General features: G+C 34.2%; 22 protein-coding genes, 1 pseudogene and 2 other annotated features (1 of these 25 cut by a window edge). Of the genes and pseudogenes, 16 read left to right on the top strand and 7 right to left on the bottom strand.

The features are described from left to right. Positions 1-29: 29 nt before the first annotated feature. Both ric and ACLBWW_RS16625 read right to left on the bottom strand, forming a co-directional pair. A complete protein-coding gene (gene ric / locus ACLBWW_RS16620) occupies positions 30-737 on the bottom strand; it encodes an iron-sulfur cluster repair di-iron protein (RefSeq protein ID WP_048540945.1) in 708 nt (235 codons plus the stop codon). Positions 738-942: 205 nt separating this feature from the next. Then, positions 943-1,884, bottom strand: coding sequence for an excalibur calcium-binding domain-containing protein (locus ACLBWW_RS16625; protein ID WP_447614133.1), 942 nt, complete (start codon positions 1,882-1,884; stop codon positions 943-945). 210 nt (positions 1,885-2,094) lie between these two features. Here ACLBWW_RS16625 and exsG point away from each other — a divergent pair, with 210 nt between their 5' ends. Both exsG and ACLBWW_RS16635 read left to right on the top strand, forming a co-directional pair. Continuing rightward, positions 2,095-2,247 (top strand): exosporium protein ExsG, encoded by a 153-nt coding sequence (gene exsG / locus ACLBWW_RS16630; RefSeq protein WP_000395678.1) that lies wholly within the window; start codon positions 2,095-2,097, stop codon positions 2,245-2,247. 216 nt (positions 2,248-2,463) lie between these two features. Further along, complete coding sequence (locus ACLBWW_RS16635) at positions 2,464-2,673, top strand: hypothetical protein (protein ID WP_000830261.1); 210 nt, start codon at positions 2,464-2,466, stop codon at positions 2,671-2,673. 93 nt (positions 2,674-2,766) lie between these two features. Here the strand turns inward: ACLBWW_RS16635 and ACLBWW_RS16640 are convergent, their stop codons facing one another. Further along, the gene (locus tag ACLBWW_RS16640) at positions 2,767-3,606 is read right to left on the bottom strand and encodes an arylamine N-acetyltransferase family protein (RefSeq protein ID WP_048540941.1); all 840 of its coding nucleotides are present in this window, start codon (positions 3,604-3,606) and stop codon (positions 2,767-2,769) included. Positions 3,607-4,156: 550 nt separating this feature from the next. Here ACLBWW_RS16640 and ACLBWW_RS16645 point away from each other — a divergent pair. Continuing rightward, entirely contained in the window at positions 4,157-5,758 is a 1,602-nt protein-coding gene (locus ACLBWW_RS16645) for an esterase/lipase family protein (protein WP_098641894.1), read from the top strand. Positions 5,759-5,943: 185 nt separating this feature from the next. Here the strand turns inward: ACLBWW_RS16645 and ACLBWW_RS16650 are convergent, their stop codons facing one another. Then, positions 5,944-6,528, bottom strand: coding sequence for a hypothetical protein (locus ACLBWW_RS16650; protein ID WP_048540938.1), 585 nt, complete (start codon positions 6,526-6,528; stop codon positions 5,944-5,946). 474 nt (positions 6,529-7,002) lie between these two features. Between ACLBWW_RS16650 and spoVS the strand changes: the two genes are divergently transcribed. Next, a complete protein-coding gene (gene spoVS, locus ACLBWW_RS16655) occupies positions 7,003-7,275 on the top strand; it encodes a stage V sporulation protein SpoVS (protein ID WP_000427790.1) in 273 nt (90 codons plus the stop codon). Positions 7,276-7,387: 112 nt separating this feature from the next. On the opposite strand, the gene ACLBWW_RS16660 is transcribed toward spoVS, so the two are convergent. Continuing rightward, on the bottom strand, positions 7,388-8,173 hold the full coding sequence (locus tag ACLBWW_RS16660) for a hypothetical protein (RefSeq protein ID WP_098069429.1): 786 nt from the start codon (positions 8,171-8,173) through the stop codon (positions 7,388-7,390). 109 nt (positions 8,174-8,282) lie between these two features. Between ACLBWW_RS16660 and ACLBWW_RS16665 the strand changes: the two genes are divergently transcribed. The 5 genes from ACLBWW_RS16665 (at position 8,283) to ACLBWW_RS16685 (ending at position 12,534) form a co-directional block, all read left to right on the top strand. After that, the gene (locus ACLBWW_RS16665) at positions 8,283-8,930 is read left to right on the top strand and encodes an HD domain-containing protein (protein WP_048540935.1); all 648 of its coding nucleotides are present in this window, start codon (positions 8,283-8,285) and stop codon (positions 8,928-8,930) included. Beyond that, positions 8,927-10,822, top strand: a complete 1,896-nt coding sequence (locus ACLBWW_RS16670; RefSeq protein WP_048540932.1) for an ABC-F family ATP-binding cassette domain-containing protein — start codon at positions 8,927-8,929, stop codon at positions 10,820-10,822. Before ACLBWW_RS16665 ends, ACLBWW_RS16670 begins: the two co-directional genes overlap by 4 nt. A 75-nt stretch (positions 10,823-10,897) precedes the next feature. Beyond that, positions 10,898-11,629 carry a Bax inhibitor-1/YccA family protein gene (locus ACLBWW_RS16675; protein ID WP_001260655.1) on the top strand — a complete coding sequence of 244 codons (732 nt, stop codon included), beginning with the start codon at positions 10,898-10,900 and terminating at the stop codon, positions 11,627-11,629. Positions 11,630-11,782: 153 nt separating this feature from the next. Next, positions 11,783-12,037, top strand: coding sequence for a DUF4318 domain-containing protein (locus ACLBWW_RS16680; RefSeq protein ID WP_000975142.1), 255 nt, complete (start codon positions 11,783-11,785; stop codon positions 12,035-12,037). 158 nt (positions 12,038-12,195) lie between these two features. After that, positions 12,196-12,534, top strand: coding sequence for a single-stranded DNA-binding protein (locus ACLBWW_RS16685; protein WP_048540931.1), 339 nt, complete (start codon positions 12,196-12,198; stop codon positions 12,532-12,534). A gap of 25 nt (positions 12,535-12,559) precedes the next feature. Here ACLBWW_RS16685 and ACLBWW_RS16690 read toward each other — a convergent pair whose 3' ends face one another. Both ACLBWW_RS16690 and ACLBWW_RS16695 read right to left on the bottom strand, forming a co-directional pair. Further along, positions 12,560-13,150 (bottom strand): TetR/AcrR family transcriptional regulator, encoded by a 591-nt coding sequence (locus ACLBWW_RS16690; RefSeq protein ID WP_098069428.1) that lies wholly within the window; start codon positions 13,148-13,150, stop codon positions 12,560-12,562. 122 nt (positions 13,151-13,272) lie between these two features. Then, positions 13,273-14,389: pseudogene (locus tag ACLBWW_RS16695) on the bottom strand (FAD-dependent oxidoreductase). 258 nt (positions 14,390-14,647) lie between these two features. Between ACLBWW_RS16695 and ACLBWW_RS16700 the strand changes: the two are divergent. The 7 genes from ACLBWW_RS16700 (at position 14,648) to ACLBWW_RS16730 (ending at position 25,108) form a co-directional block, all read left to right on the top strand. Continuing rightward, entirely contained in the window at positions 14,648-15,775 is a 1,128-nt protein-coding gene (locus ACLBWW_RS16700; RefSeq protein WP_048540927.1) for a conserved virulence factor C family protein, read from the top strand. A 3-nt stretch (positions 15,776-15,778) separates the two neighbouring features. Further along, positions 15,779-16,162, top strand: coding sequence for a thiol-disulfide oxidoreductase DCC family protein (locus ACLBWW_RS16705; RefSeq protein ID WP_048540926.1), 384 nt, complete (start codon positions 15,779-15,781; stop codon positions 16,160-16,162). An 83-nt stretch (positions 16,163-16,245) separates the two neighbouring features. Then, positions 16,246-16,680 carry a BrxA/BrxB family bacilliredoxin gene (locus ACLBWW_RS16710; protein WP_000063705.1) on the top strand — a complete coding sequence of 145 codons (435 nt, stop codon included), beginning with the start codon at positions 16,246-16,248 and terminating at the stop codon, positions 16,678-16,680. A gap of 49 nt (positions 16,681-16,729) precedes the next feature. Further along, a complete protein-coding gene (locus tag ACLBWW_RS16715) occupies positions 16,730-17,506 on the top strand; it encodes a class I SAM-dependent methyltransferase (RefSeq protein WP_098706739.1) in 777 nt (258 codons plus the stop codon). 40 nt (positions 17,507-17,546) lie between these two features. After that, positions 17,547-17,762 (top strand) — a binding site (T-box leader). A gap of 44 nt (positions 17,763-17,806) precedes the next feature. After that, positions 17,807-19,495: an arginine--tRNA ligase gene (argS, locus tag ACLBWW_RS16720; RefSeq protein ID WP_098069426.1), complete on the top strand. Its 1,689-nt coding sequence runs from the start codon at positions 17,807-17,809 to the stop codon at positions 19,493-19,495. Between the two features lie 173 nt (positions 19,496-19,668). Further along, complete coding sequence (locus tag ACLBWW_RS16725; protein ID WP_098069425.1) at positions 19,669-20,547, top strand: class I SAM-dependent methyltransferase; 879 nt, start codon at positions 19,669-19,671, stop codon at positions 20,545-20,547. Between the two features lie 358 nt (positions 20,548-20,905). Continuing rightward, positions 20,906-25,108, top strand: coding sequence for a bacteriocin-processing peptidase family protein (locus tag ACLBWW_RS16730; protein WP_098131837.1), 4,203 nt, complete (start codon positions 20,906-20,908; stop codon positions 25,106-25,108). A 99-nt stretch (positions 25,109-25,207) separates the two neighbouring features. Beyond that, positions 25,208-25,273: a binding site (T-box leader), on the top strand (it continues 174 nt past the right edge of the window).

Raw genomic sequence — 25,273 nt, forward strand, 5'->3', positions numbered from 1 at the left:
AAAACCGCTCCACTTATTATAGTTTCACTTTATGCTCTCGTAATGGCACGTGGAAATAAAATATTATTTTCTAAATGAATATGCTCAAATAAATCAGACTCTAGCGCTTCAAGACGTTGGTAAACAAGTCGATAAGTACCGCAAGCGTCTTCTGGAGGAGTAAAGTCATTTGTCACTTTACGAATTTCTTTTATAATATTTCCAGCATGATTGTGCTCATTTTCTAGTTCATCTACTACTTTACGTAACTTTACATAATTTTCATCAGTTGGATTTTGTTCAAATTCTAAAATTAATGGAAAATCTTCCGTTTCTTCTTTAATTAAATGCTGTTCTAATTCCATTTTAAGTTCATGAAACAGCTTATGAATTTGAGCTAAATGAGGTTGATTTGCTCCATGAACGCGTAATACTTTCGTCACATATGGACTTAACTGCGGTAACTCTTCATTTAAATAACGATGATGCTTATGAATTACATAATCAATCAATTCACGATAAGAAGCATTTTTCCAATCAATTTCAGATTCATTTAATCGTTTCGTATTATGATAAAGTGTATTTAACTTTGTAATTACTTCAGAAGCCGATAAATTTCTTTCATGAATTGCATCAATAAGCGGCTTATTACCACCACAACAAAAATCTATTCTATAAGATTTAAAAAGATCACTAGATTTCGGAAATTGTGTAACAATCTCACCAACAATTGAAGTTTCAGTAAATGTATGTTCCATATGAATGCCTCCATAAAGTTTAAATGTAATATCTAAATTAAGAATAGCGATAAATGAAAAACAATGTGGTGATTGAAATCACTTATTATGTGTCTGATTTGAGAATAATAAAATGAGTTTTATAAAAGGAAGAGGGAGGGGAGGTAAATAGTTGCAATACTATGTAATAAAAAAAGAAGCTTACTAGAAGCTTCTTTTTTTATTACTATTTTTCACATGCGACTCCATCACCATCACGATCAAGTTTAGAACTATAACCTGGTTGGTCTCTATATAAAGGAGCTTTCCCAGCACTTCTAACTGCGGCACAATTTGCGTAAGTTACATTACTATTGATACTTACAGCAGGTTGTGTTTGAGCTTGCTGTGCTTTTTTCTGTTCCTCTTGTTGTTTACGAGCTTGCTCATCAGCCTGGCGTTTTTGTTCCTCTTGTTGTTTACGAGCTTGCTCATCAGCCTGACGTTTTTGCTCTTCTTGTTGTTTACGAGCTTGCTCATCAGCCTGACGTTTTTGCTCTTCTTGTTGTTTACGAGCTTGTTCATCAGCTAGACGTTTTTGCTCTTCTTGTTGTTTGCGAGCTTGCTCATCAGCTAGACGTTTTTGCTCTTCTTGTTGTTTGCGAGCTTGCTCATCAGCTAGACGTTTTTGCTCTTCTTGTTGTTTGCGAGCTTGTTCATCGGCTAGACGCTTCTCATCTTCTTGCTTTTGAGTTTTCTCGTCCGCTTCTTTCTTTTTATCATCTTTTTTCTCTGCATTATTAGAAGCGACTTGTTTATTTGTTGCTGTCGTCTTTTCAGAAGAAGGAGCTGAAATACTTGATAATGCAACAAAAATGACAAATAAAATAGCAGTGATTATAAATTGTTTTTTTGCTACACCTGTCTTTTTAATTACGGATAAGATTGCTAGAACAAGGAAAAAAATAAATAAAATTAAACTTAAAGTAGCAAAAAAATCGATGACTGGGTGTTCAGATTTTGTAGTGCCCATTCCTGTTAAGAGAATTGAAATCATAAAAAGAATAACAGTAGGACGACCATATTGTTTTGCTTTTCCATTTTTCTTAAAGAATGAAATGATACATAGTATTAAAAGAATAAAAGCAATAAAAAATAAAGCTGCACCAATATTACTCAAAATCGCCATTTTTATACCTCCATTTGTAAGATTTTCACTATTGATTATATAGGAACTTATTGGATATTACACGATTTATATAAATTTAGAAAATTAGTATTTTTAATAGACTTATAAACATTTATTTCGCATATAAGGAAAAAATAGATATATTCCCTATTACATTTTTGAAGAGAATTCATAAAGTATAATATAACGATTGAAAGGAGGGGGGTTTAAATGGAATTTCAATTATTGGTAACTTGTATATTACAAGAAGGTAATGCTTTCTTTTTAGTAACGAAAGTAGACGATGTTATTACGTTAAAAGTACCGATTACTGCGGGAGTAGCAGGTTTATTCTTAGCTTTAGGTGTACCAAGATGTTCTTAATTTAAGTTTCTAGAGTAGAAGGGAAGGGATATACCTTTCTCTTCTACTCTTACATAATATTGTTATGTAAACTGAAATATTGTTTTGTAATAGCACGTTTAAAATGGACATGCATATACTATAATGTTTCATTGGATGTTAGTGATGAAAGGTAGTTTTCACACGTGCATGTAGTGATGTTCATTAAGTTATGAAATTAAAGAGGTGCTATTATATATGAAAAGAAGAACATTGGATATTCCAGTTACATTGCGAAGAGAGTGGTTTTTAATAGAATTAGCCCATTTAACGAAAAAATATGGAATTGAAATTGCAACTAGCAAAATGGAAGCTGCACCGTTTTTAAGAGATCAAGTTACGGAATCAAAAATAGGATCAGGCCTCCAATATGATAAATATGATGATGAGTATATCATTGAAAATTAAAGGATACCAGCAAAAAAATTCTTTATAACAAAATATAAAATAAAGCAGATTCTAAATATGGAATCTGCTTTATTATGAAATACTTCTAGTCAACTATCCTCTTTCTAGTGTTTTTCCTACATATTTTTCTTGTGTTATTCCAAAAGATTCACGAAGAATGCGAGCATAATCTTTTGATTCTATTGGTCGTTTATTTTTTGTGCCTTTAAAGGTTTCTGTATAATTTTTATTTGTTAATGATACGTGACCATAATCAGTTAATTTACAAGTAATAGCCCCTTTATTAAAAGGCGATTCTTTATGCTCTACAATCACTTTTTGAATGTTATTCACTTTTTTCTCATCTATTGGATGTAAAGTGAAAGCATAGCCTATTTTCCATTCGTGTGAAGGTTCAGATTGCAAGAAATTTGTAGATTCCCCGTTAGCTCCTTTTCTCATTTCTAAAATGTGTGTACCTTTTCGGGTAGTTTGTTTGCGAATTCGATATTCTCCCGTTTGAGAAGAAATCACTTCTCCGTTAAAAGGGACGGGATGTAGAGGTAGATGAGATGCAAAACCTGCGTCTATAACATAATCTTTATAATTATGATTTAATATGATAATGACATGACCATCATCGGGTTTCCATTTATTATCGTAAAGATCATAAACAGTACCAGCTACTTTATATACTTGAAACCCACAATCCATTAAAAAGTAATACAATAAGGAGTTTAATTCATAACAAAGACCGCCTCGTTTTTGAATTAGTAACTTTTCTACTAAGTTATTTTTTGAGATGTTTTTAATAGTACCAGCCATAATATCGAGATTTTCATAGGGGAGAATCAAGCCCATTTTCAAGAGAATTTCATCTAAATCATTAAATGTTATTTCTTTTGCAGGAATTTTTAGTCGTTTAAAAAACTCCTTTTGTAAATTGGTCATCATAAAGCATTCTCCTTTCTTTTTACAGAATTTTCTTCTGCTCACCGATAGGTTAGTATTTATAAAAGTTTAATTCAAGTCTGCGAAAATTATCATAATATATGTTTCTCGAAATATTATTTTCTATTCGGAAATTTCAGTTTAAAATTTAATGGTAGGAAAGTCTTACAGTATAAGCCTCTATTCGTTTGTTTTGTATAAAATTAAATAAAAGTACATATCTTCATTAATCTTTTTTATAACTAGGTGGTAATAAAGTGTTTTTTTCCTAAAGTTTTTTCAAGATTTGTATACTTTATATAGACAATAATGATTTAGAGATATTTGGATTTAGTACGGTTAACAATTATTGAGAAACTTTTTTATAGTGTTCTCTCAAAAGGAAGAGATAGAAACAAAGAGAATAACGTGAGTTAAGAAAGAAGGTGTACTAGTAATCTCTTGCAAATAGGGACAAGATTTTGTTTAAGTAAAAAGATTATCTAGTATTAAGAGAGAAGATAAAAAAATATTACAAAGAGCACCTTCTTTCAAAAAAAGTGGGGGGAGTAACATGCGATTGATTAGAAGATGTGTTGCCTTACTGATTGTATTTTTAATTATGGCTCCAATGATTAGCACGAATGTACGGGCAGAAGTTGTAAAAGAGCTTGGAAAGGGATTTCCTGATACAGAAGTATTTACACCTGGAGAATGGTTTTTAGGTCAAAAACCTGCTAATTATGATGAGAATAAGCCTCCAATTCTTTTTGTACAAGGAAGGAATGGGAATGCTGATAGTTGGTATGGAAAGACAGTGTATCACGATATAAATGATATGTATGACTATGCTTTAAAAGCAGGTTATCAAACAGTATTTATACAATTATATGATGCTGCTGGGAAAGGGTCAGCTAGTCAGTGGGATAACGGAAAATTGTTAGCACAAAAATTAGAAGAAATATATAATCATTTCGGTAAAAAAGTTAATATTGTAGCACATAGTAAAGGCGGTATCGATACACAGGCTGCATTAGTAGGATATGGTGCAAATCGATTTGTCGGAAATGTTATTACACTTGCGACGCCACATCATGGATCAAACTTAGCGGATTTATCATATAGTTGGTGGGCAGGATGGCTTGCTTCTATTTTAGGTCAAAAAGATGATGGTACGTATTCATTACAAATGGGGGAAATGGCAAAATTTCGTTCAACGATTGATAATAATCCAGCAGCTAAATTAAATCGTTACTATACGGTTACTGGTACTAGCTGGGGACCAGTATTTTCTGCGTTATCTATGGGCGGGTTCTATTTGTCATCATACGGTTCAAATGATGGACTAGTAAATGAGTGGAGTGCTAAGTTACCGTATGGAATGCATTTATTTACAGATTCCAGATTTGATCATGATAATATAAGAAAAGGATCTGCTGTTTTCTCTCGAATTGAACCATATTTACGTACATCAAATGTAGCTGTACCAGCTTTAGTAGCATCCAGCACTAGTTCAAATGAAAATATAGAACAACTAAATACAACTTCAAATCAAAACATTTTAGGAGGAGAATTGCCACAAAGTCAATGGATAGAGCAAACTGTTACGGTTGATAAAAAAGCTGAAGGAATAGTTTCTATCTTAACAGCGTCTTCTGATGTAGAAGTACAAATGATGTCTCCAAAAGGAAAAATGTATACAAATAAGGATAGCGTTATTACTACTGGTGAAGGTGAATCTTTTTTTGGTGGTGCGACAATTAGAACATTTAAATTTGATAAAATGGATGTAGGAGAATGGAAAGTTAAAATGATGGCGAAGCAGTCGAAAGATGCATTTTTAATTGTAAGCGATTACAAGAGTGGTGCACCATTTGTTCTCCAAATGCCTACAAAAGTTAAAGTGAATAAATCTGAGTATAAACTGACAAAATCACCTGTGGCACCTGAAATGAAAGGGGATCTTTCTATAACAGTAAGAGTAGTTAATAAAGAAGGGAAACTAGTCTCTGAATACAATGAATTACAAAAGGGTAATAACAATACGTTTACTGGTGCTTTGAAGGACATAAAGCAACCAGGAGTATATAACGTTACGATGGATATAAAAGGGACGAATAAAGAAGGACAACCGTATAATCGTACAATTGTTAAGTCGGTTTATGTGGAGAAGTAAGAAAGAATGAGAAGTTTTTAATATAAAAAGTACCGAACTTTTGTAGTAGAAGAGTTCGGTACTTTTTTCATGTTTATTAGATGAACAGAAACGTACAATGGAATTTATGTTTGATTATAGGAATCAAAAGAGCATTATTCAATAAAAAAAGATGCTGAAATAGCATCTGAATGTGAAGAGGATTATTAACTTAGTTTTATAACTGTTAATTCAACTGAATTAATACCATTATCACAAGTTGCAATACTTTGACGATTAAAACCACTATTATTTTTCAGTTGAAGAGTGGAATTAGCTGTCACTGTAACAATCGTTTCGCCAGCTAGTTGAAGACATTCGTTATTTGATGAAGTATTCATTTGGAAAGCGAAATCACCTTGACTATTAGCAAGTGGATTATTATTTAAAAATATAGTCATGACTGGAATATGTGGAAATACAGGATTTGAAGTAGTGTTAATCGTTGAAATGAAAGAAACTCTATAATCACCAGCTTGACTAAATTGTATAGTAGTAGGGTTTAGTAAGGAAACTCCTCCTGCTATAGGGCCAACGTGATTAAATGGAAAAGGATCTCCAAAAGGAACAGTTATAAACTCAGTTTGCCAAAAAGTGCCGTATGCTGGACAACTTTTTTTATGTGAATGGTCGCATGAACATTTTTTATAGGAACTAGAAGAGGAGTTGCATGAACATTTTTTATATGAACTGGAAGAAGCGTTACATGAACATTTTTTATTTGAATTTGAAGAATGATAGTATGAACCCAATATATTACCTCCTATTATGAATGAAGTGTATACTCATAGTATTTTATGCTTGTCTTATATAAAAGGTGATAGATTTGGAGTATAAAGTGCTAATACGATGAAATATAGTAATAGAATAGTATCTGTAACGATTTTGAAGAAGAAAAGGTTGATGTTTTGGTGGAAATATCAGTGGAATATCTTGAAAGATTGAAGTAAAGCGGGCACGCATATTTTACATGTGAAAGTAAAACCATTATCCTCAGTTGTAATGATGTGATCGTTTAAGTGAATGTCTATTTTGTAGCGTTTGCATATTAGAGTTTATGGTTATTATCTTTTATTTACGTAGTGGGGCAGGAAGAAGACGAAAAGTATCGAATGAATGTACATATGTAGCATTGTTTGCTTTTGGTGTGAATAGTAATAAAAGATACGTTGAAATATTTTAAACCGTAACAAAAGAGCGATTAAATAATAGAGGGAGCAACTTACATGGAAAATATATTAAAGGTATCTTCAAAATCAAAACCAAATTCAGTAGCAGGTGCAATAGCTGGTGTACTAAGAACAAGTGGCAATGTGGAAATTCAAGCGATTGGGGCAGGTTCTATAAATCAAGCGATTAAAGCAATTGCAATCGCAAGAGGATTTGTTGCTCCAAGTGGTATTGATTTGGCCTTTGTTCCAGCATTTCAAGAGGTTACTATTAATGATCAAGAAAGAACGGCGATTAAATTAATTGTAGGTCCTAGAAGGAAAAGGTAACTGCAGTAATTCAGTATTGAAATGACATTTAACATAACAAACAAAAAGTGTCACAAATGCTTATGAAATAGGCATTTGTGACACTTTTATAGTTTTGTCAGAATAAAAACCTCTAAAACTGCTCATTCTTCTCCCAAGATTCCACAATATAATGTGCAATCGTCGGGTTGAACCCTTTCCCAACTAAAAACATAATCGCAGCAACTTCTGTTAAAGCGTGTTTGTGTGATGTATGTTTTGCTTCATTTAAACCGTAATCTACCCAAGGTTTTACGAAATCTAGTACAGGTTTCTTTAAAGGTAAAAACTGTGTACCGACGACTTGTTGAATTTGTTGTTGTGTTGGTTCTGTAATTGGTCCAGGCGGTAAGATTTGCGGTTGTGTAATATCAAATGTTGGTCCTGGTGGTAAAATTTGTGGTTGTGTTGGATCAATTGTTGGTGGTTTAGGCGGTGAGACACGCGCGTTGTAGTTTGGTTGGTACATTTGTTGTTGGTATTGTGGTTGTTGCGGCTGAGTTGCGTATGGATTTTGTTGAAATTGTTGCTCTTGATTTTGTGGTGCTACATATGGATTTTGAGGGTATTCATAATTTGGACGTGAGTCGTATGGATTTTGTTGATATTCAGTTTCTTGATTTTGCGTTGTTGCATATGGATTTTGCTGATATTGTTGTTCTTGATTTTGCGGTGCTGCATATGGGTTTTGAGGATATTCATAATTAGGACGTGTGTCGTATGAACTTTGTTGATAATTAGCTTCTTGGTTTTGCGGTGTTTCGTATGGATTTTGTTCATATTGTTGCTCTTGTTCTTCATATTGTTCTGTGTATCTTTGTTCTTGTTGCTGAGGATAAAATGGTTGTTGTGGGTAAGGCGGTTGATTATTATAGAACATGTTTATTCCTCCTTCATGATGATGCCTACCACCCAGTGTATGGGCGGACAAGAAAATATGTGATGAAAAAATGCGGGCGTGTTACAATAAGTAACTGGGTGAAGATAAAATGACAAAACAAGAAAAGATTCAAAAAACAATTACTTTTGTAAAACATATTTTAGAAAAAGATGCGAGTGGGCATGATTGGTATCATATTGAGCGCGTACATAAACTGGCGATTTCTTTATCCGAGCAAGAAGGGGGAAATCGTTTTATAATTGAAATGGCAGCATTACTTCACGATGTGGCAGATGAGAAGTTAAATGAAAGTGAAGAAGCAGGAATGAAAAAAGTTTCTGATTGGTTAGAAGAGTTACATGTTAAAGAAGAGGAAAGCAAACATGTTCTTCATATCATCGCCAATATGTCTTATAAAGGTGGTCATGGCGGTAAAGTGGATTCACTTGAAGGGAAGCTTGTTCAAGATGCGGATCGCTTAGACGCTCTTGGAGCAATTGGAATAGCTCGCACATTTGCGTATGGTGGAGCGAAAGGGAGATTAATGTATGATCCAACTATTCCTCCGCGTGAAGTGATGACGAAAGATGAATATAGAAAAAATAACGATCCATCTTTAAATCATTTTTATGAAAAACTTTTGAAACTAAAAGACTTAATGAACACGAACGCAGCAAAACAAGAGGCTGAAGTTCGTCATCGTTATATGGAACAGTTTATTGAACAATTTATGAAAGAGTGGAATGCACAAATATGAAAATGTTAACTGTGGAAAACTTATCGAAATCATACGGAGAAAAACCGTTATTTGATGGATTATCATGTAGTATTACAGAAGGACAACGTGTCGGAATTATAGGTGTAAACGGTACTGGGAAATCGACATTATTAAAAATTATTGCAGGGTTAGAAACTCCTGATACAGGTGATATGACGCATTCACGTGGTTATACAATTAGTTATTTATCACAGCAACCAGAGTTTGATGAAAAGCTAACTGTATTAGAGCAAGTGTTCCATGGTGATACACCTTTAATTCGTCTTCTTCGTGATTATGAACAATCGTTATTAAATATCGAAAAAGATCCAAGTAATGAAAAAGTACAGGAACAATTATTTGCAGTGCAGCAACGTATGGATGCGATGAGTGCATGGGAAGCAAATGCGAATGCAAAATCGTTATTAACGAAATTAGGAATTACTGATTTTACAGCAACTGTTGGAAACCTATCTGGTGGACAAAAAAAGCGTATTGCAATGGCGCAATGTTTTATTGAAACACCTGATTTATTAATTTTGGATGAGCCTACGAACCATCTTGACCATGAGACAGTTGAATGGTTGGAAGAATATTTAGCAAGATATAATGGTGCGGTATTACTTGTAACCCATGATCGTTATTTCTTAGATCGTGTGACAAACCGTATTTTTGAATTAGACAATGGTAAACTATATAGTTACGAAGGAAACTATAGTACATTTTTAGAAGCGAAAGCACTTCGTGAAGAACAAGAAATTGCACAAGAATCAAAACGTCAAAACTTATATCGCCGCGAACTAGCATGGATCCGCCGCGGTGCAAAAGCTCGTTCGACAAAGCAAAAAGCACGTATTCAACGATTTGATGAGCTGAAAGGTCAAGAAGGACCATCTGCAAAACAGTCAGTTGATATTGCGCTTAGCGGGAGTCGTCTTGGGAAAAAAGTACTTGAGTTAAAAGATGTAACGAAAAAATTCGGTGATAAAACGGTATTACACAACTTTAATCATATTGTGAAACCAGGAGATCGTATCGGAATTATTGGAGCGAATGGAAGTGGGAAATCTTCTTTATTAAATATGCTTGCAGGTAAGCTATCTCCTGATAGTGGTGAAATTGAAGTTGGACAAACCGTAAAAGTTGCTTATTATACACAAGAAAATGAAGAAATGAATTTAAATCAACGTATGATTGAATATATTAAGGAAATTGCAGAAGTTATTCATACGACAGACGGAAAAGTAATTGGTGCATCTCAAATGTTAGAACGTTTCTTATTCCCGACGCATTCACATGGTACACCGCTGGGTAAGCTATCTGGTGGGGAAAGAAGACGTTTATATTTATTACGTATTTTAATGGGAGAACCAAACGTACTATTACTTGATGAACCTACGAATGATCTAGATACACAAACATTAACAGTACTGGAAGATTATTTAGAAGATTTCCCAGGTGTCGTTTTAACTGTATCGCATGACCGTTACTTCTTAGATAAAGTAGTAGATGAATTGTTCATCTTTAGTGGCGGAGGCGAAGTGCGTGAATTCCTAGGTAGTTATACGGACTTTTTAGAAATGGAAAAGACGAAAGAACTTATTGAGAAGGCGGAAGTTCAAAAAGAGAAAAAAGTGGTAGAAGAAGCTCCGAAACAACAACGTAAACGTAAACTTTCATACAATGAGCAGCGTGAATGGGAAACAATTGAAGATACAATTGCCGAACTAGAAGAGAAAATTGAGTCAATTGGAGAAGCACTTGCGAAAGTTGGATCTGACTTCACAAAGGCACAAGAATTATCTGAAGCACAGCAGAAAACAGAAGAAGAGCTAGAAAAAACGATGGAAAGATGGAGTGAACTATCAGACATCGTTGAAGGATTAAAATAAAAACAAGCTGCATATATTGAAAAGTAAAGAGAAAAACTTTACACTATTGGTAGAACCTATTTTAGGAGGGAAAAAATGAGAACATCTAATCCAATGTTGAAAAAAGAGGCATTCCGTAAAGAGGGAGCAAGCGCTTCTGCGATGACGATTGGTGGAACAGTAGGCAAAACGTTTATTATGCTTATCTTGCTACTTGCAACGTCTGTCTATTCATACATACAGATGATGCAGGGGACGATGAAGATGCCAGTACTAATTGGTGCTTTAATCGTTGCGGCAATCATCGCATTTGCGTCTATGTTCTTCCCGCGTATTTCACCTTTTGGTGCACCAATCTATGCAGCGGTAGAAGGGGTTGTATTAGGTAGTATTTCAGCGGTTTATACAATGAAGTTTGGCGATTCTATCGTTTTAAATGCTGTATTACTAACAATCTCAATTCTATTTGCAATGTTAGTGTTATATGCAACACGTGTAGTAAAGGTAACGGATAAATTCCGTACAGGCGTGATGGCAGCAACACTTGGAATTATGGTTATGTATTTAGTCGTATTTCTACTAAACATGTTTGGTGTAACGGTTCCGTATATTCACCAAGGCGGTACGATTGGTATTATTATTAGTGCAGTTGTTATCGTAGTTGCTGCTTTAAACTTATTACTAGATTTCGATCTAATCGAAAATGGTGTACGTAGTCAAGCTCCAAAATATATGGAGTGGTACACTGCGATGGGACTAATGCTTACATTAGTTTGGTTATACTTAGAAATTCTTCGTTTCGTTTCTTACTTTACGAAAAATGACTAATAAAAAATCCTGCATGAAAAATGCAGGATTTTTTTATTTTCAAAGATAGAGTGAAATTTTAATCAGTGAGGCTTATACTGCCTGTTAATGCAGGGTAATTTCGGTAATGGTATAATATGGTTGTTGGTAATTCAAATTGAAGGGGGATGGAGTATGATGAAAGAGAAGAAAGGGATTATGAAAAAACTATTTTCTAAAAGTTTTTTCATAGAACTAGAAGATGCTTTAACGTATCCATCATCAGAAGTTATTATTTCCGCTATTGAAAGGTATGCGGTTGAATGTCAGGAACAATTGAATTTTGAGAGTAAAGTTAAACCGATTACTTTTTACTTAGAAAATGTAATGTATCGTGTTGAGATAAAGATGGCACGCGGTGGATATTACATTTCCTGTAGTGAAGTATAAATTTTGAAACCTTACATGTTTAATATATGTAAGGTTTCTTTTTTTCTTTTACAGCATATAAAATAATATTTTTTATTTTAAAATATATTATTTTACGCTTTTTACCCTTCATACATTTTTCTTTACAATGAAGAAAAATATGTGAGGTGGTATAACATATGATGAATCGAGTTGTATTAATCGGTAGATTGACAAAGGAGCCAGAATTATACTACACAAAGCAAGGTGTCGCTTATGCACGAGTATGTGTTGCGGTGAACAGAGGTTTTCGAAATAGTTTAGGTGAGCAACAAGTAGATTTTATTAATTGTGTCGTTTGGAGAAAATCGGCTGAGAATGTAACTGAATATTGTAAGAAGGGGTCACTTGTTGGAATTACCGGACGTATTCATACGAGGAATTACGAAGATGATCAAGGAAAGAGAATATATATAACGGAAGTTCTGATTGAGAGCATTACATTTTTGGAGAAAAGGCGGGAGGGGGCATCACAATAAGAGGGCTTAGTAGTATAGCCCTCTATCACTTTTGATTGATACCCTCCCAAACAACATCTAATTGTTGATTGAGTATATTTTTCGCGTTTATTTCATTAGCATGTAATAGTGAATGAGACATTAATGTATAAAAATAAGTACTCATAATTGTAGAGGTGATAATATGTATATCCCATTTACTGTTTAATTTTCCTGTCGCTTTTGCTTCTGCAATAATTGAAGACAAACCTTCTTGTAGTTGTTGTATGCTGTTTACTTCATCTTCTACTAAGTAGTTAGACTTAATAATCTCAAAGACGGCATGCTGCATTAAATCACCATGTCCAGTAAAACGGTCTAGTAAGTCTCCTAGAACAAGTTGGATTCTTTCTTTTGGATGTTCCACATTTTCATATGCTTTTAAACTTTCATTCCATAGCTCAATTTGAGAATCACCTAAAAATAATAATATGTTTTCTTTTTTCGGAAAGTAGTTGAAGAAAGTTCCTTTTGCAATCCCGCATGCAGTAGTAATATCTTGAACCGTTACATTTTCGTACCCGCGTTCTTGGAAGAGTTGTACTGCTTTTAGGAATATAAGTTCTTTTAATTCTTTTTTTCTCGTTTCTCTAAGCATTTTATCTACTCCTAACACAAACAATTATATCTGTTTAATAGATAATCTTAAATAAAATCTTACTTCATGATTAAGTTTAATGTAATTGAAAGAAGGGTAGAGAATGCTGTTTCTCATTTTTGTTATAAATGAAAGTTGTATAGTTCATGTGCTTGTCTTTCAGAAATCCATTTCGGAATACGTTTCATTACTTCGTTTCTCACTATAGTTAAAGGTGTACTTTCTATTTGCGCCATTTTTCCAACTTTCCAAGCAGTATTTGAGATTTTTTCAATTCTATCTCGTCTTTTTTGTTCGTATTCTATGAATGCTTGACGATAATGGGCATTATTCTTAATACATTCAGCCAAAATAATCGCATCTTCAATTGCCTGACAAGCTCCTTGACCTAAATTAGGAGTAAGTGCATGAGCTGCATCCCCAATAAATACGATGCGCTTTTCAAAAAACTGTTTCATTGGTGTAATGTCTACAATGTCACGATGAATCATAGTAACGTCCGATGCATTATTTAAAATAGATGGGATGGGATTGTGGTAAGTTTTGAAATGATTATATAAATCTGCTGTTGTGTAAGCTTTGTATTTTGGATCTCTAGCTTTAGCGTTTATGAGCGCATACCAGTATACTTCGTTATTGGGAAGAGGAACGATACCAAATCTACCGTTTGTTCCCCAAGTTTCAATAAAATCGTTTGCTAGGAGTTACGCCGCGCCAACACGTATATCCTGCATAACGATAATTATCGCTTTGTGTTACTTGTTTTCGAATGACAGAATGAATACCATCAGCAGCAATGAGTATATTACCAAGTGCTTCACTACCATCTTGGAATAATATTTTTAAGGCGTTTTCTTCATTTTGTTCTATTTTTGCGCATTCTTTTCCCCATTCGACAGTATCTTCTTTTAGTTCAGAAAGTAGTAATTGATGTAAATTTTTTCTATGAATGGAGTACATTTTTGGATAACATGCTGGAATGGTCAATTTATTGAAAATACTTCCTTTTTCGGATACAAGGTTAAAGCCGTCACTTTCGTTGCCAATTTTTTTTATTCTCTCAGAAATTCCGTATGGTTCAAGTGCTTGCATCGCATTTGGGGCGATGATAATACCTGCACCAGCAACAGTAGGTTCAGTATTTTGGTCATATACCTTTACATCTAATCCTATTTTTTGTAAGGAAATTGCTGTGCAAAGTCCAGCAATACCGCCACCAATAATTATGACATTATTCATTTGATATCCCTCCAACTTAGAGTGACTTTGATCATAAAATGACCATAGTCATTTTATGAGTTAAGGTTAATCCCTTTTTCTGGTATTGTCAATTATACTTTTAACTTTAGTTTTCGAACGATTAGGTGAAAATAGAATGAATGAAACTTCTAAGAAATGTAGAAAAGGAATTAGCAAAATTAAGCATCCGAGTAGGTTTAGAGAGGTGGAACATGTTACAATACACGTAAGAACACGCAATAAAGGAGAGTTTTTTACGTGAAGATTAAAGCAATTGAACCGACGCCAAGTCCAAATACAATGAAAGTTATTTTGAATGAAGTATTACCATCAGGAGCGCGAAATAATTATACAAATGAAAATAAAGAACAAGCACCAATGCAAGTGCAAGAAATTTTGAAAATTGAAGGCATTAAAGGTGTATATCATGTAGCCGACTTTTTAGCAGTGGAGCGAAATGCGAAGTTTGACTGGAAAGTTTTATTACAACAAGTTCGTTCTGTTTTCGGCGAAGAGGTAGTAGAAGAAAGTGAAGAACAACAACTTGCTCATTTTGGGGAAGTGAAAGTGTTTGTTCAAATGTTCTTTACAATTCCAATGCAAGTAAAGTTAACAGATGGAACATCGGAAGAACGTGTTGGCTTACCAGATCGTTTTAAAGAATCAATTATGAAAGTACAAATGTCTGCACCAAACGTTGTAAAAGAACGTAAATGGGTGGAACAAAGTACACGTTACGGTAATTTTGAAGAAATCGGGAAAGAAGTAGTAGAAGAGATTGTTGCTGCTTATTCAGAAGAACGTGTAAATGAAACAGTTAAAGAATTATTAAACCAGGCAGGTGCTGTTGAAGTAACGATTCAAAAGCGTGAGCCATATAAAGTAACTGAAGAGATGATGAAAGATGCTGACTGGAAAAACCGTTTTGCAGCATTAGAACAAATGGATCCTACTGAAGAAGATATTTCAGTGTTGAAGATGGCGTTAGATGATGAAAAAGTTTCAATCCGCCGTTTAGCAACAGCGTATTTAGGTATGGTAAAAGGTGATGGAGTATTGCCGTTATTATATAAAGCGTTATTAGATCGTTCAGTAAGTGTTCGCCGTACAGCGGGCGATTGCTTATCAGATGTAGGTGATCCAGCAGCGATGTTCGTTATGATTAAATCTCTGAAAGATTCAAGTAAATTAGTACGCTGGCGTGCAGCAATGTTCTTATTTGAACTTGGAGATGAAAGTGCGATTCCTGCATTAAAAGCAGCGCAAGATGATCCGGAGTTTGAAGTAGCGATGCAAGCGCGTCTAGCATTAGAGCGTATTGAAGGTGGAGAAGAAGCAAAAGGTTCTGTATGGAAACAAATGACGGAGTCTCGTAAAGGGGAATAATGTATGATTGTTTTCTATGATAGTTGGTGTCCGATGTGTACGGCGGTTGCAGAACGTACGAAAAAACTAGATAAAAAGGGTAAGATGCAATTTGTTTCATTTCGAGATGAAGATGTAGTTGAGAAGTATGAACTTTCTCAAGAACTACAAAGTAAGATGGAACAAAGATTGTATATTTTAAAAAATAATAAGTGGTATACCGGAATTCATAGCATACATGTATTAGCAAAGGCCGTTTCATCTTATTGGTTTGCCGTTCCTTTTATAAAACTATCTATCGTACTCGGATTTGGAAGTAAAGTATACGATTATATCGCTAACAATAGAAAACTTGTCCCAGTTGGACATTGCCGCGGTGGGGTTTGTGAAATCCCTACAAAAAAATGAAATCATCGTTATCTTTCTTTTGCACCTAGTAATAGAGCGTGATATGATGAATTTGGAATGAAAGTTGAAGGAGAGATTACACGATGTCAAATGCTTATGAAGAATACATGCGCCAAATGGTAATCCCAATGCGTCAAGAATTAGTGCGTTCTGGGTTTGAAGAGTTAACTACAGAAGAAGCTGTAACAGAATTTATGGAAAACACGGCAGGTACAACTTTAGTAGTTGTAAACTCAGTTTGTGGTTGTGCAGCTGGTTTAGCACGTCCATCAGCAGGTCAAGCAGTTGTTCGTGCTGAAAAACAACCAGATCATCTTGTAACTGTATTCGCAGGTCAAGATAAAGATGCTACTGCAAAAATGCGTGAATACTTCGGAGAAATTCCTCCATCTTCACCATCTATGGCATTATTAAAAGGAAAAGAAGTTGTTCACTTCATTCACCGTCATGAAATTGAAGGTGCAACTATGGACGAAATTATTACGAACTTAGAACAAGCTTTCGAAAAGAATTGCTAAAGAAGGGGGAGAGTAAATCTCCCTCTTTTCTTTATATAGAGGTGAAAAAATGATCGTAACAACAGCAGGAAGAACGAACAAAGAAATGACAGATTATGCAAACAAGGTAGCAGCAGAATTAAATCTTTCTTTCGTTAAACGTAATGACGTACCAGTACATAAACTGCATGAGCAGTATGAACAAGATGTACTTGTTGTAGGGAAAAACCGATTAGCTATTTATCCGAGAGGAACGGAAGAGTCATTTTTCTTTCATCCAAACTCAGCGATGTTTCGTGTGAAAAGGTTAATGCGCGGAGAACACGATCCGTTTGTACAAGCCGCGCAATTAGAGAGCGGAATGACAGTATTAGATTGTACGCTCGGTATGGCATCAGATAGTATTTTAGCTAGTTATATTGTTGGTGAAAGCGGAAAAGTAACGGGACTTGAAGGTAATGAGTATATGGCTTATATTATGGAAAATGGTTTAAAAACATGGTCTTCAACTGTTTCTGAAATTGATGAGGCAATGCAACGAATCGATGTGAAGCAAACGGAGCATTACGCATTTTTAACACAATGTGAAGACAATAGTTATGATGTTGTGTACCTTGATCCGATGTTTGAAGAAACTGTTATAGAATCAGATGGAATAAAAGGATTAAAACACTTCGCTTTGTATCATGATATTACTGACGAAACAATTGCAGAAGCGAAGCGTGTGGCGAGAAAGCGTGTCGTTCTGAAAGATCATTTCCGTAGTTCTAGATTTGAAAAACATAATTTTCATGTATACAAAAGAAGAAGTGCTAAGTTTCACTTTGGTGTAATTGACCCTTGCTAATTGTTTGAAAAGATGTATAATAAGCAATAATTAATTAAATATACTGTCGGTGATGAAGAGAGTAGTCTTTTTTTGAAGGAAAGCGAGCTAGGGATGGTGTGAGCCTAGTGCGGAAGAAAAAGATGAAGCGCACTTCGGAGATGCTTCTTGAACGGATAGTTAGAGTAAGCCGAGGCCCCCTGTCCTCGTTATAAACGGGAAAGTGGTTCGTAATGAACAACAAGGGTGGTACCACGGGTTTAAACTCGTCTCTTTTTAGAGACGAGTTTTTTGTGTTTTAAAAATGAAGGAGGTTGTAGTATGGATTATAAAAAGCAGTTTGCAAAAAGTTTATCCAATATTTTTACAAATGAATTAACACAAAATCAAATTTTAGATTTAATCGAAACGCCGAAACAAGATGAATTCGGAGATGCGGCATTTCCATGTTTTTCACTTGCGAAACAATATAAAAAATCACCAGCTATTATCGCAAAGGAAGTTGCGGAGAAATTAAGTAATCCATTTTTTACGAAAGTAGAGGCCGTTGGTCCTTACGTAAATGTATTTTTTAATCGTGAAATTGTAAGTGATGCAGTATTAAAAACGGTTTTATCGGAGAAAGAAGAGTACGGTCAAAATCACTTTGGCTGTGAAAAAACGGTAGTTATCGATTATTCCTCTCCGAATATCGCGAAACCTTTTTCAATGGGGCATTTACGTTCTACGATGATAGGTAATTCATTGAAACATATCGCTGAAAAATGTGGTTATGAAGTTGTAGGAATTAATTATATTGGGGATTGGGGAACACAGTTTGGAAAGTTAATTACGGCTTATAAAAAATGGGGAAATGAAGCAGTAGTTAAAGAAGATCCAATCCGTGAGCTATTTAAGTTATATGTTCAATTCCATGAAGAGGTAAAAACCGACGAAGCACTAGAAGAAGATGGACGCGCTTGGTTTAAGAAATTAGAAGAAGGTGATGAAGAAGCGGTTGAGCTTTGGAATTGGTTCCGTCACGAATCCTTAAAAGAATTTTCTCGTATTTATGAACTTCTCGGTGTTGAATTTACTAATTTTCAAGGAGAAGCTTTTTATAATAACTTAATGGAAGATTTTATTGGAATTTTAGAAGAACATGATTTGCTTGAAGAGTCTGACGGCGCGTTAGTTGTTAATTTAGAAGAAGAGGGAATGCCGCCTTGCTTAATTAGAAAATCAGATGGTGCGACGATTTACGCAACACGTGACTTAACGGCAGCTGTATACCGTCAAAACACATATGCATTTGATAAAGCGTTATATGTAGTTGGCCCAGAACAAAGTTTACATTTTAATCAATTTTTCACTGTATTAAAAAAGCTTGGTTACAATTGGGTTGAGGGTATGGAACATGTACCGTTTGGGTTCATTTTAAAAGACGGTAAGAAAATGTCGACACGTAAAGGAAGAGTTATTTTACTTGAAGAAGTACTTGAGGAAGCAATAGAACTTGCGAAACAAAATATTGAAGAGAAAAATCCAAACTTAAAACAGAAAGAAGAAGTAGCGAAGCAAGTCGGTGTTGGCGCAGTTATATTTCACGATTTAAAAAACGAGCGTATGCATAATATCGAATTCTCATTAGAAAACATGCTGAAATTTGAAGGTGAAACAGGACCGTACGTACAGTACACACATGCACGTGCTTGCTCTATTTTAAGAAAAGAAAGTATAGAATTTGAAACGTGTATGTTTGCATTAAAAGATGATCATAGCTGGAGCGTCGTAAAATTACTAAATAAATTCCCGCAAGTAATTGAAGCAGCCTTCAACAAAAATGAGCCATCAATCATTTCGAAATACGTATTAGATGTAGCACAATCGTTCAATAAATACTACGGTAATGTTCGTATATTGGAAGAGAGCGAAGAGAAAGAAAGTAGACTGGCATTAGTTTATGCTGTGACAGTTGTATTAAAAGAGGGATTACGTTTACTTGGGATAGAGGCTCCTGAGGAGATGTGAAACAAATAGGTATACGTATCATAGTAGATATGTATGCCTATTTATTTTTATAGAAAATGTGAAAGCAGAAGTTTTATTTTATTAAATCTAAATTTTTCTAGAATTGTTTCAAGTGTAGGAATGTCCTTATTAAATGGAGAATTGTAATGTCATATATAAAGGAGGCGTGAAATTTGGAAACATACGATTGGAACAGTAAACTAGCATATTTAAAAAACACAAGAGATTTATATTACAACGACGATTATGTAAGCTTTTTAGTAAATATGGTTTGGAAGATTACTAAGCCAGTACATATTATTGATTATGGTTGTGGATATGGTTATTTAGGCTTAGTATTAATGCCTTTACTTCCAGAAGGATCAAAGTATACAGGCATTGATAGTGGAGAAACATTACTTGCTGAAGCAAGAGAGTTGTTTCGTTTACTTCCGTATGAGACAGAATTTCTTGAGGGAGATGCTACAGAAATTGAATTGAAAGATACATACGATATAGCAATTTGTCATGCTTTCTTATTACATATGAGTTCGCCAAAAATGATGCTAAAAAAAATGATACATTCAATTAAAAAGGGCGGAAAAATAATCTGTTTTGAACCACATTGGATATCAAATATGTCTTCATACTTTTTAAATGGAGAGAATCAATCGGAGATTATTAGGCTAGGTACTTTGCAGAAGTTATTTGAAAGTGACACGCAGAGAAACGGAAAAGATGGAAATATTGGTATGAAAATACCGATGTTTTTAAGTGAACTAGGAGTAAAAAATATTCAATGTCGAGTAAGTGATAAAGTGAACTTTTTAGATTCTAATATGTATCATAATGATAAACAAAGTTTGTATCACTCATTAAAAGAAGAGGGGATTGCAGGAGATCCAGGTGATACACAGCAATTTATAGAACGTTTAATGGCTAGAGGATTAACATATGATGATGCGCTAGCTCAATATGAAGCTGAACTCAAATTTTTTAGAGCGTTTCATCTACATGCCTCTTTAGTATATGCTCCGAATATGAAAATTACATTTGGTGACGTAGAATGTTGAAAGATAGCTGTGTGTCGGAGTATGTATTTTTTTGTTGATAAGTCGATATCCACCGTATAATCGTTGATATATTTTGAAAGTCGTCGATATATTTCAAAAATCGCTGATATATTTAAATTATCGCCGATATAATTTTATGTACTGATTTCAGCTTCCGAAAGATAAGATCCTCATGTAATGTTATTACATTTAATCAAACAAAATATGGAGAAAAACAATCATTTTTACTATATTTTGTTATAAATTCGAATAATATTAAATAATACTATCCATTATAGGAGATTTTAGTTGAATACCTACAATATGATGTGTAAAATCTAAGCAAGTAGCAGTGCAAATAAATATTCGAGGTGAATACATGCTAGATTTTAAGCAGTTAGATGCTTGTTTGAAAGACAAGAGATTTATAGATGGATTACAGGAAATAAATAATGAAATTTCATATATAAAAGAAAAGAATGCTTTATCTTATTTGAAGAATTGGCTTGCTAGTGTTCCTTCGCATAAGGAGTTTGACATATTAATACGTCTTACTGATGAAGGGCTTATGCACCAATACAGTTCATTCCTCATTCGCTACGCCTACAAAAAATTCCCAAATATGAGAACGCTCTCTTTATATTGTGATGAGTTAATTGATGAGCGGAAAATACTTGAAGTAGAACAGTTGTTAAAAGACTCATTAGAAGAGGTAAGTAAAGAAGAAATAGAAGCTGATCTTTTAGCGAAAACATATTTTACGTTAGTACGATGTTTGTTGGAAATGAAACGAAATGAAGAAGCCCTAATCTATATGCAAAAGGCAGAGGAGTACAGTTCACGTGCCGTATTTGATAAATGGGGCTACGTCTATATGCATACAGGTGAATGGGAGAAAGCAGAAGAACAATTTATAGCCGGCATGCAGCATAAAGATTGTGAAGAGCTATCTACCTATTTATTATCACAATTATATGCGAATCAAGGAGAACAAAAACGTGCATTACAGCTAATTGATGATGCGATTGTAAAGTTCCCGCAAGTACCATATTTTCATTTTGAAAAGGTAAAATATTTATTAGATTTAAGGAAGTATGAAGAAATGTTAGCGGTAATAGATAACATAAATAATCAGCTTCCTTATCATGCGTATAAAGCTTACTTTGTACATTTACGTGCAGAAGCGCTTTACAAAATGAATAAACTTGTAGATTTACAACAGTTATTAAAAGAAGAAAAAAGTTTAAAAGAGTCTTTATATCATAATTTAGAAAAAAATCCAGATGGAAAAAAGGTGCACTTACCGATAGTTCCTATTGTACAAAAGGATAATTATTGTGTTCCGACAAGTTTAGAAATGATGTTGCAGTTATGGGGAGAAAAACGTACACAAGATGAAATAGCAGAGTTTATTTTTGATATGACAGGCTCAAAGTTTTCAGATACTGTTTCTTATTTAGAAGAATTAGGTTATGAATATCGTTATTTTAAAGGGAATGAGGAAAATTATAAGAGACTGCTGGATGAAGGGATTCCTGTTTTATTAAGTATAGATATTGAGCATGCTTCACATGTACAAGTGCTATCTGGATATGATGATACGTTACAAGCTTTTTATGTTCAAGATCCGAACTTTATAGAACCAGTTATTGTGGAATATAGTAAGTTACAAGAAAAATATCGTTACACAGGTTGTTTAGCGATTACGTTTGTTCCGAAAGAAAAGAAGGAGCAATTAGCATTTTTAAATGAAGAAGAAAATCATTATTTTAAATCTATTTTTTCTCTTACGGATCATTTAGATGAACATGATAAAGAGGGGATTTATAACTTAGTACAATTTTTAAAAGAGTCGAGTGATAATCCGAATACGTGGTTATATACAGTTAAGCATTTAGATGTTGAAGTAGATAATGAGTTTATTATATGTTGTATTGAAAAGTTAATGGAGAAGTTTCCGAACTCAGATTTTGTTAAATTGCATGGTGCGCAGTGCTTTATTCGCCTTCAAGAATTAGAAAAAGCCGGGCAAATGCTGACAAGTGTTGAGAAGAAAAATAATCGTGCTTTATATCATTTAATAAACGGAAGATATGCTTTTGAACAGGAAAGTTATATAGAAGCGATTTCAAGTTTTCGTTCATCATTACAATTAGACGCAGATCAGCCGATTGCTTGGAGTTTTCTCGCTCTATCATACATGTATATCGATCAATCTGAAAAGGCGTTGCAGTTTTCTCAAGTTGCTTTAGAACGTAGTCCAGAAAGATTCACTTTAACGAATCACGGATTAATATTAATAGATTTAGAAAGATATGAAGAAGCGTATGAAATTTTTAATGACTTATTAAGAGAGAATAAAAATGAGGCACATGTATGGTATGAGCGCGCGAGATGTGCGCATCATTTAGGGAAATTACATTTAGCGATAAAAGGGCTTAAAGTAGCGATTTATTTGGATAGTAATGCACCTTACATCTATACGAAACTTTCGGAAATATACGAGTCTGATTTGAAGGATGAGGAAAGTACGAAAGAAATTTTATTAAAAGGTATTGAGAATTGTGACGATAAGGCACCTCTATACGTAAAACTCGGTGACTATCATTTTCAAAATGATAGTCTGGAAGAAGCAGAAACATTGTATAATCGTGCTTTAGAAGAAAATCATGATGATGTTTATTCTCACTTTGGACTTACGCAAGTTTATATGGCGAAAGAACAATACAAGGAAGCGAAACAATATATTCTCGGTATTGAAAAACAAATTGAAAAGAGCCAAGATTTTCTTATGAATGCGGGAATGGTTCTATGGGATGCTGAGGTTGAACTTGGTGGAAATGAAGAAGGGTTTAAAGTAGCTTTGTCTAAGTTAGAGAGTGGTATAAAGCAGAGTGAATATAATGTGGCAAGTGCGTTAGATGAATATGTGAATCGAATTAAAGGAACGGTATTTGTACAAAGAGGTATAGCATTCTTAAGAACGTTACACAAAGAAAGAAATGAAATAAGCGAATACGGTTGTTATACAGGTATTTTATATGAATCTATTGGGCAGTACGGCCAAGCGATGAAAAGGTATAATAAGGCGATAGAACAAAAGGAAACGGCATTACCGTATTACCGAATTGGTGAAACGCTTATGGCATTAGGGCAATTGATAGAAGCAAAACAAGCGTATGAAACATGTTTAGAGCTTGATGAGAATTTCGAAGGTGTACATTTACAGCTTGCAGAAATATACGAAAAAGAAGAAAATCGTTCTAAAGAACAAAGTCATATGGTTCAGGCTATGAAAGAAGAGCCGATGCATATTAATATGGAATATTTGGCACAGCTTTCAGTAGAAATGAGTCTTCAGGAAGAGTTACTGACAGAACTAGAACAATTAGCGGACGAAGCACCTGAAATATGGCGATTAGATGCGATTGCATATGTGTATGGAGCGATGGATGAAATAGATAAAGAACAAGCACAGATTGAAGAGGCACTTCAATTAGATAGTGAGCATATAGAAGTTCTATATCATTATGCCAAAGTGTTAGTGAAAAAAAGGAATGCAAAAGCAATTGAAATTGCAATGAAAGTTATACAAAAAGATGCAAATAATGAACGAATATTTGATGTGTATGTAAAAGCGATAGAACAAAATAAGAAATTGTCTAACATACGAGATTTTCTTCATACACTAAAACTGAAAAAGGCAGAAAGAAGTATGGCATTTATGTATGCAGCATCTGCGGTGATGGAAAGATGGATTGAACGTCAACAAAATGAACAGCCGAAGAAATCCATAATTACAAGAGCTTTTTATCGCATGAAAAACCGTGCGAAAGAAATTTCGATTATTACTACAATTATTGATTTATATGAAATCTCATTAAAGTTAAATCAAAAAAATAGTATGGCAGCGCAGCGATTTTCACTATTTTACGAGAATGTGGCGATGTATAAAGAGGCGATAGATGTATTGCAAACATCGTTAGAAAATAAATGGGATTACGATATAGCGAAGCAACTTGTAAATCTTTTCATGGCGTGTGAGGAAGAAGATATGTTACGGGATGCTTCAGAATTAACGAAGCAAATGGTTCGAGAGTTACCAGATGATTATGATACGCTTCTTTTACAAGCACAAGTATTCTTTAAAATAGGAGAAGAAAGAAAAGCAGAAAAGATTACCTTACAATTAACGGAGCAAACACCGTTTGTAAGTAGAGCGTTTCTTGCTTTAGGAGAAATGTATCAAAGTCAAGAAAGGTTTGAAGAGGCAATTCATGTATTAGAAAATGCGTCTATACATCATCCAAATGAAGCAGCAATTCTTCTTTCTTTAGCATCTTCGTATCATGGTGCCGGGCAAACACTAAAGGCAGAAAAAATAACAAATGATGTATTAACAATAGATGCGAGTGATTTGTTAGCAAGATACGATCGCGCTTGTTATTTAGCACAGTTAAATAGAATTGAAGAGGCGAAGCAAGAGCTTGAAATTGTTCTTCGTGAGGATGAATCAGGATTCTTTGCTGAGCTTATTGAAAAAGATGAAGATTTAGCTGGAATACAAGAATTTAAGAAATAATTGTATAGGAATTGTGAAAAAAGGGTATAATTAAATATATATTTCGAATTGATTGACAATTTATTGCCCAATGGCATAAAATAGCTTTTAATAAAGTATACAAATCTGAAGACGAGAACGAGTAAAATAATGAATTGTTCACCAGAGAGCCGGTGTATAGCTGAA

The organism is Bacillus sp. M5A3_1b, from assembly GCF_053345335.1.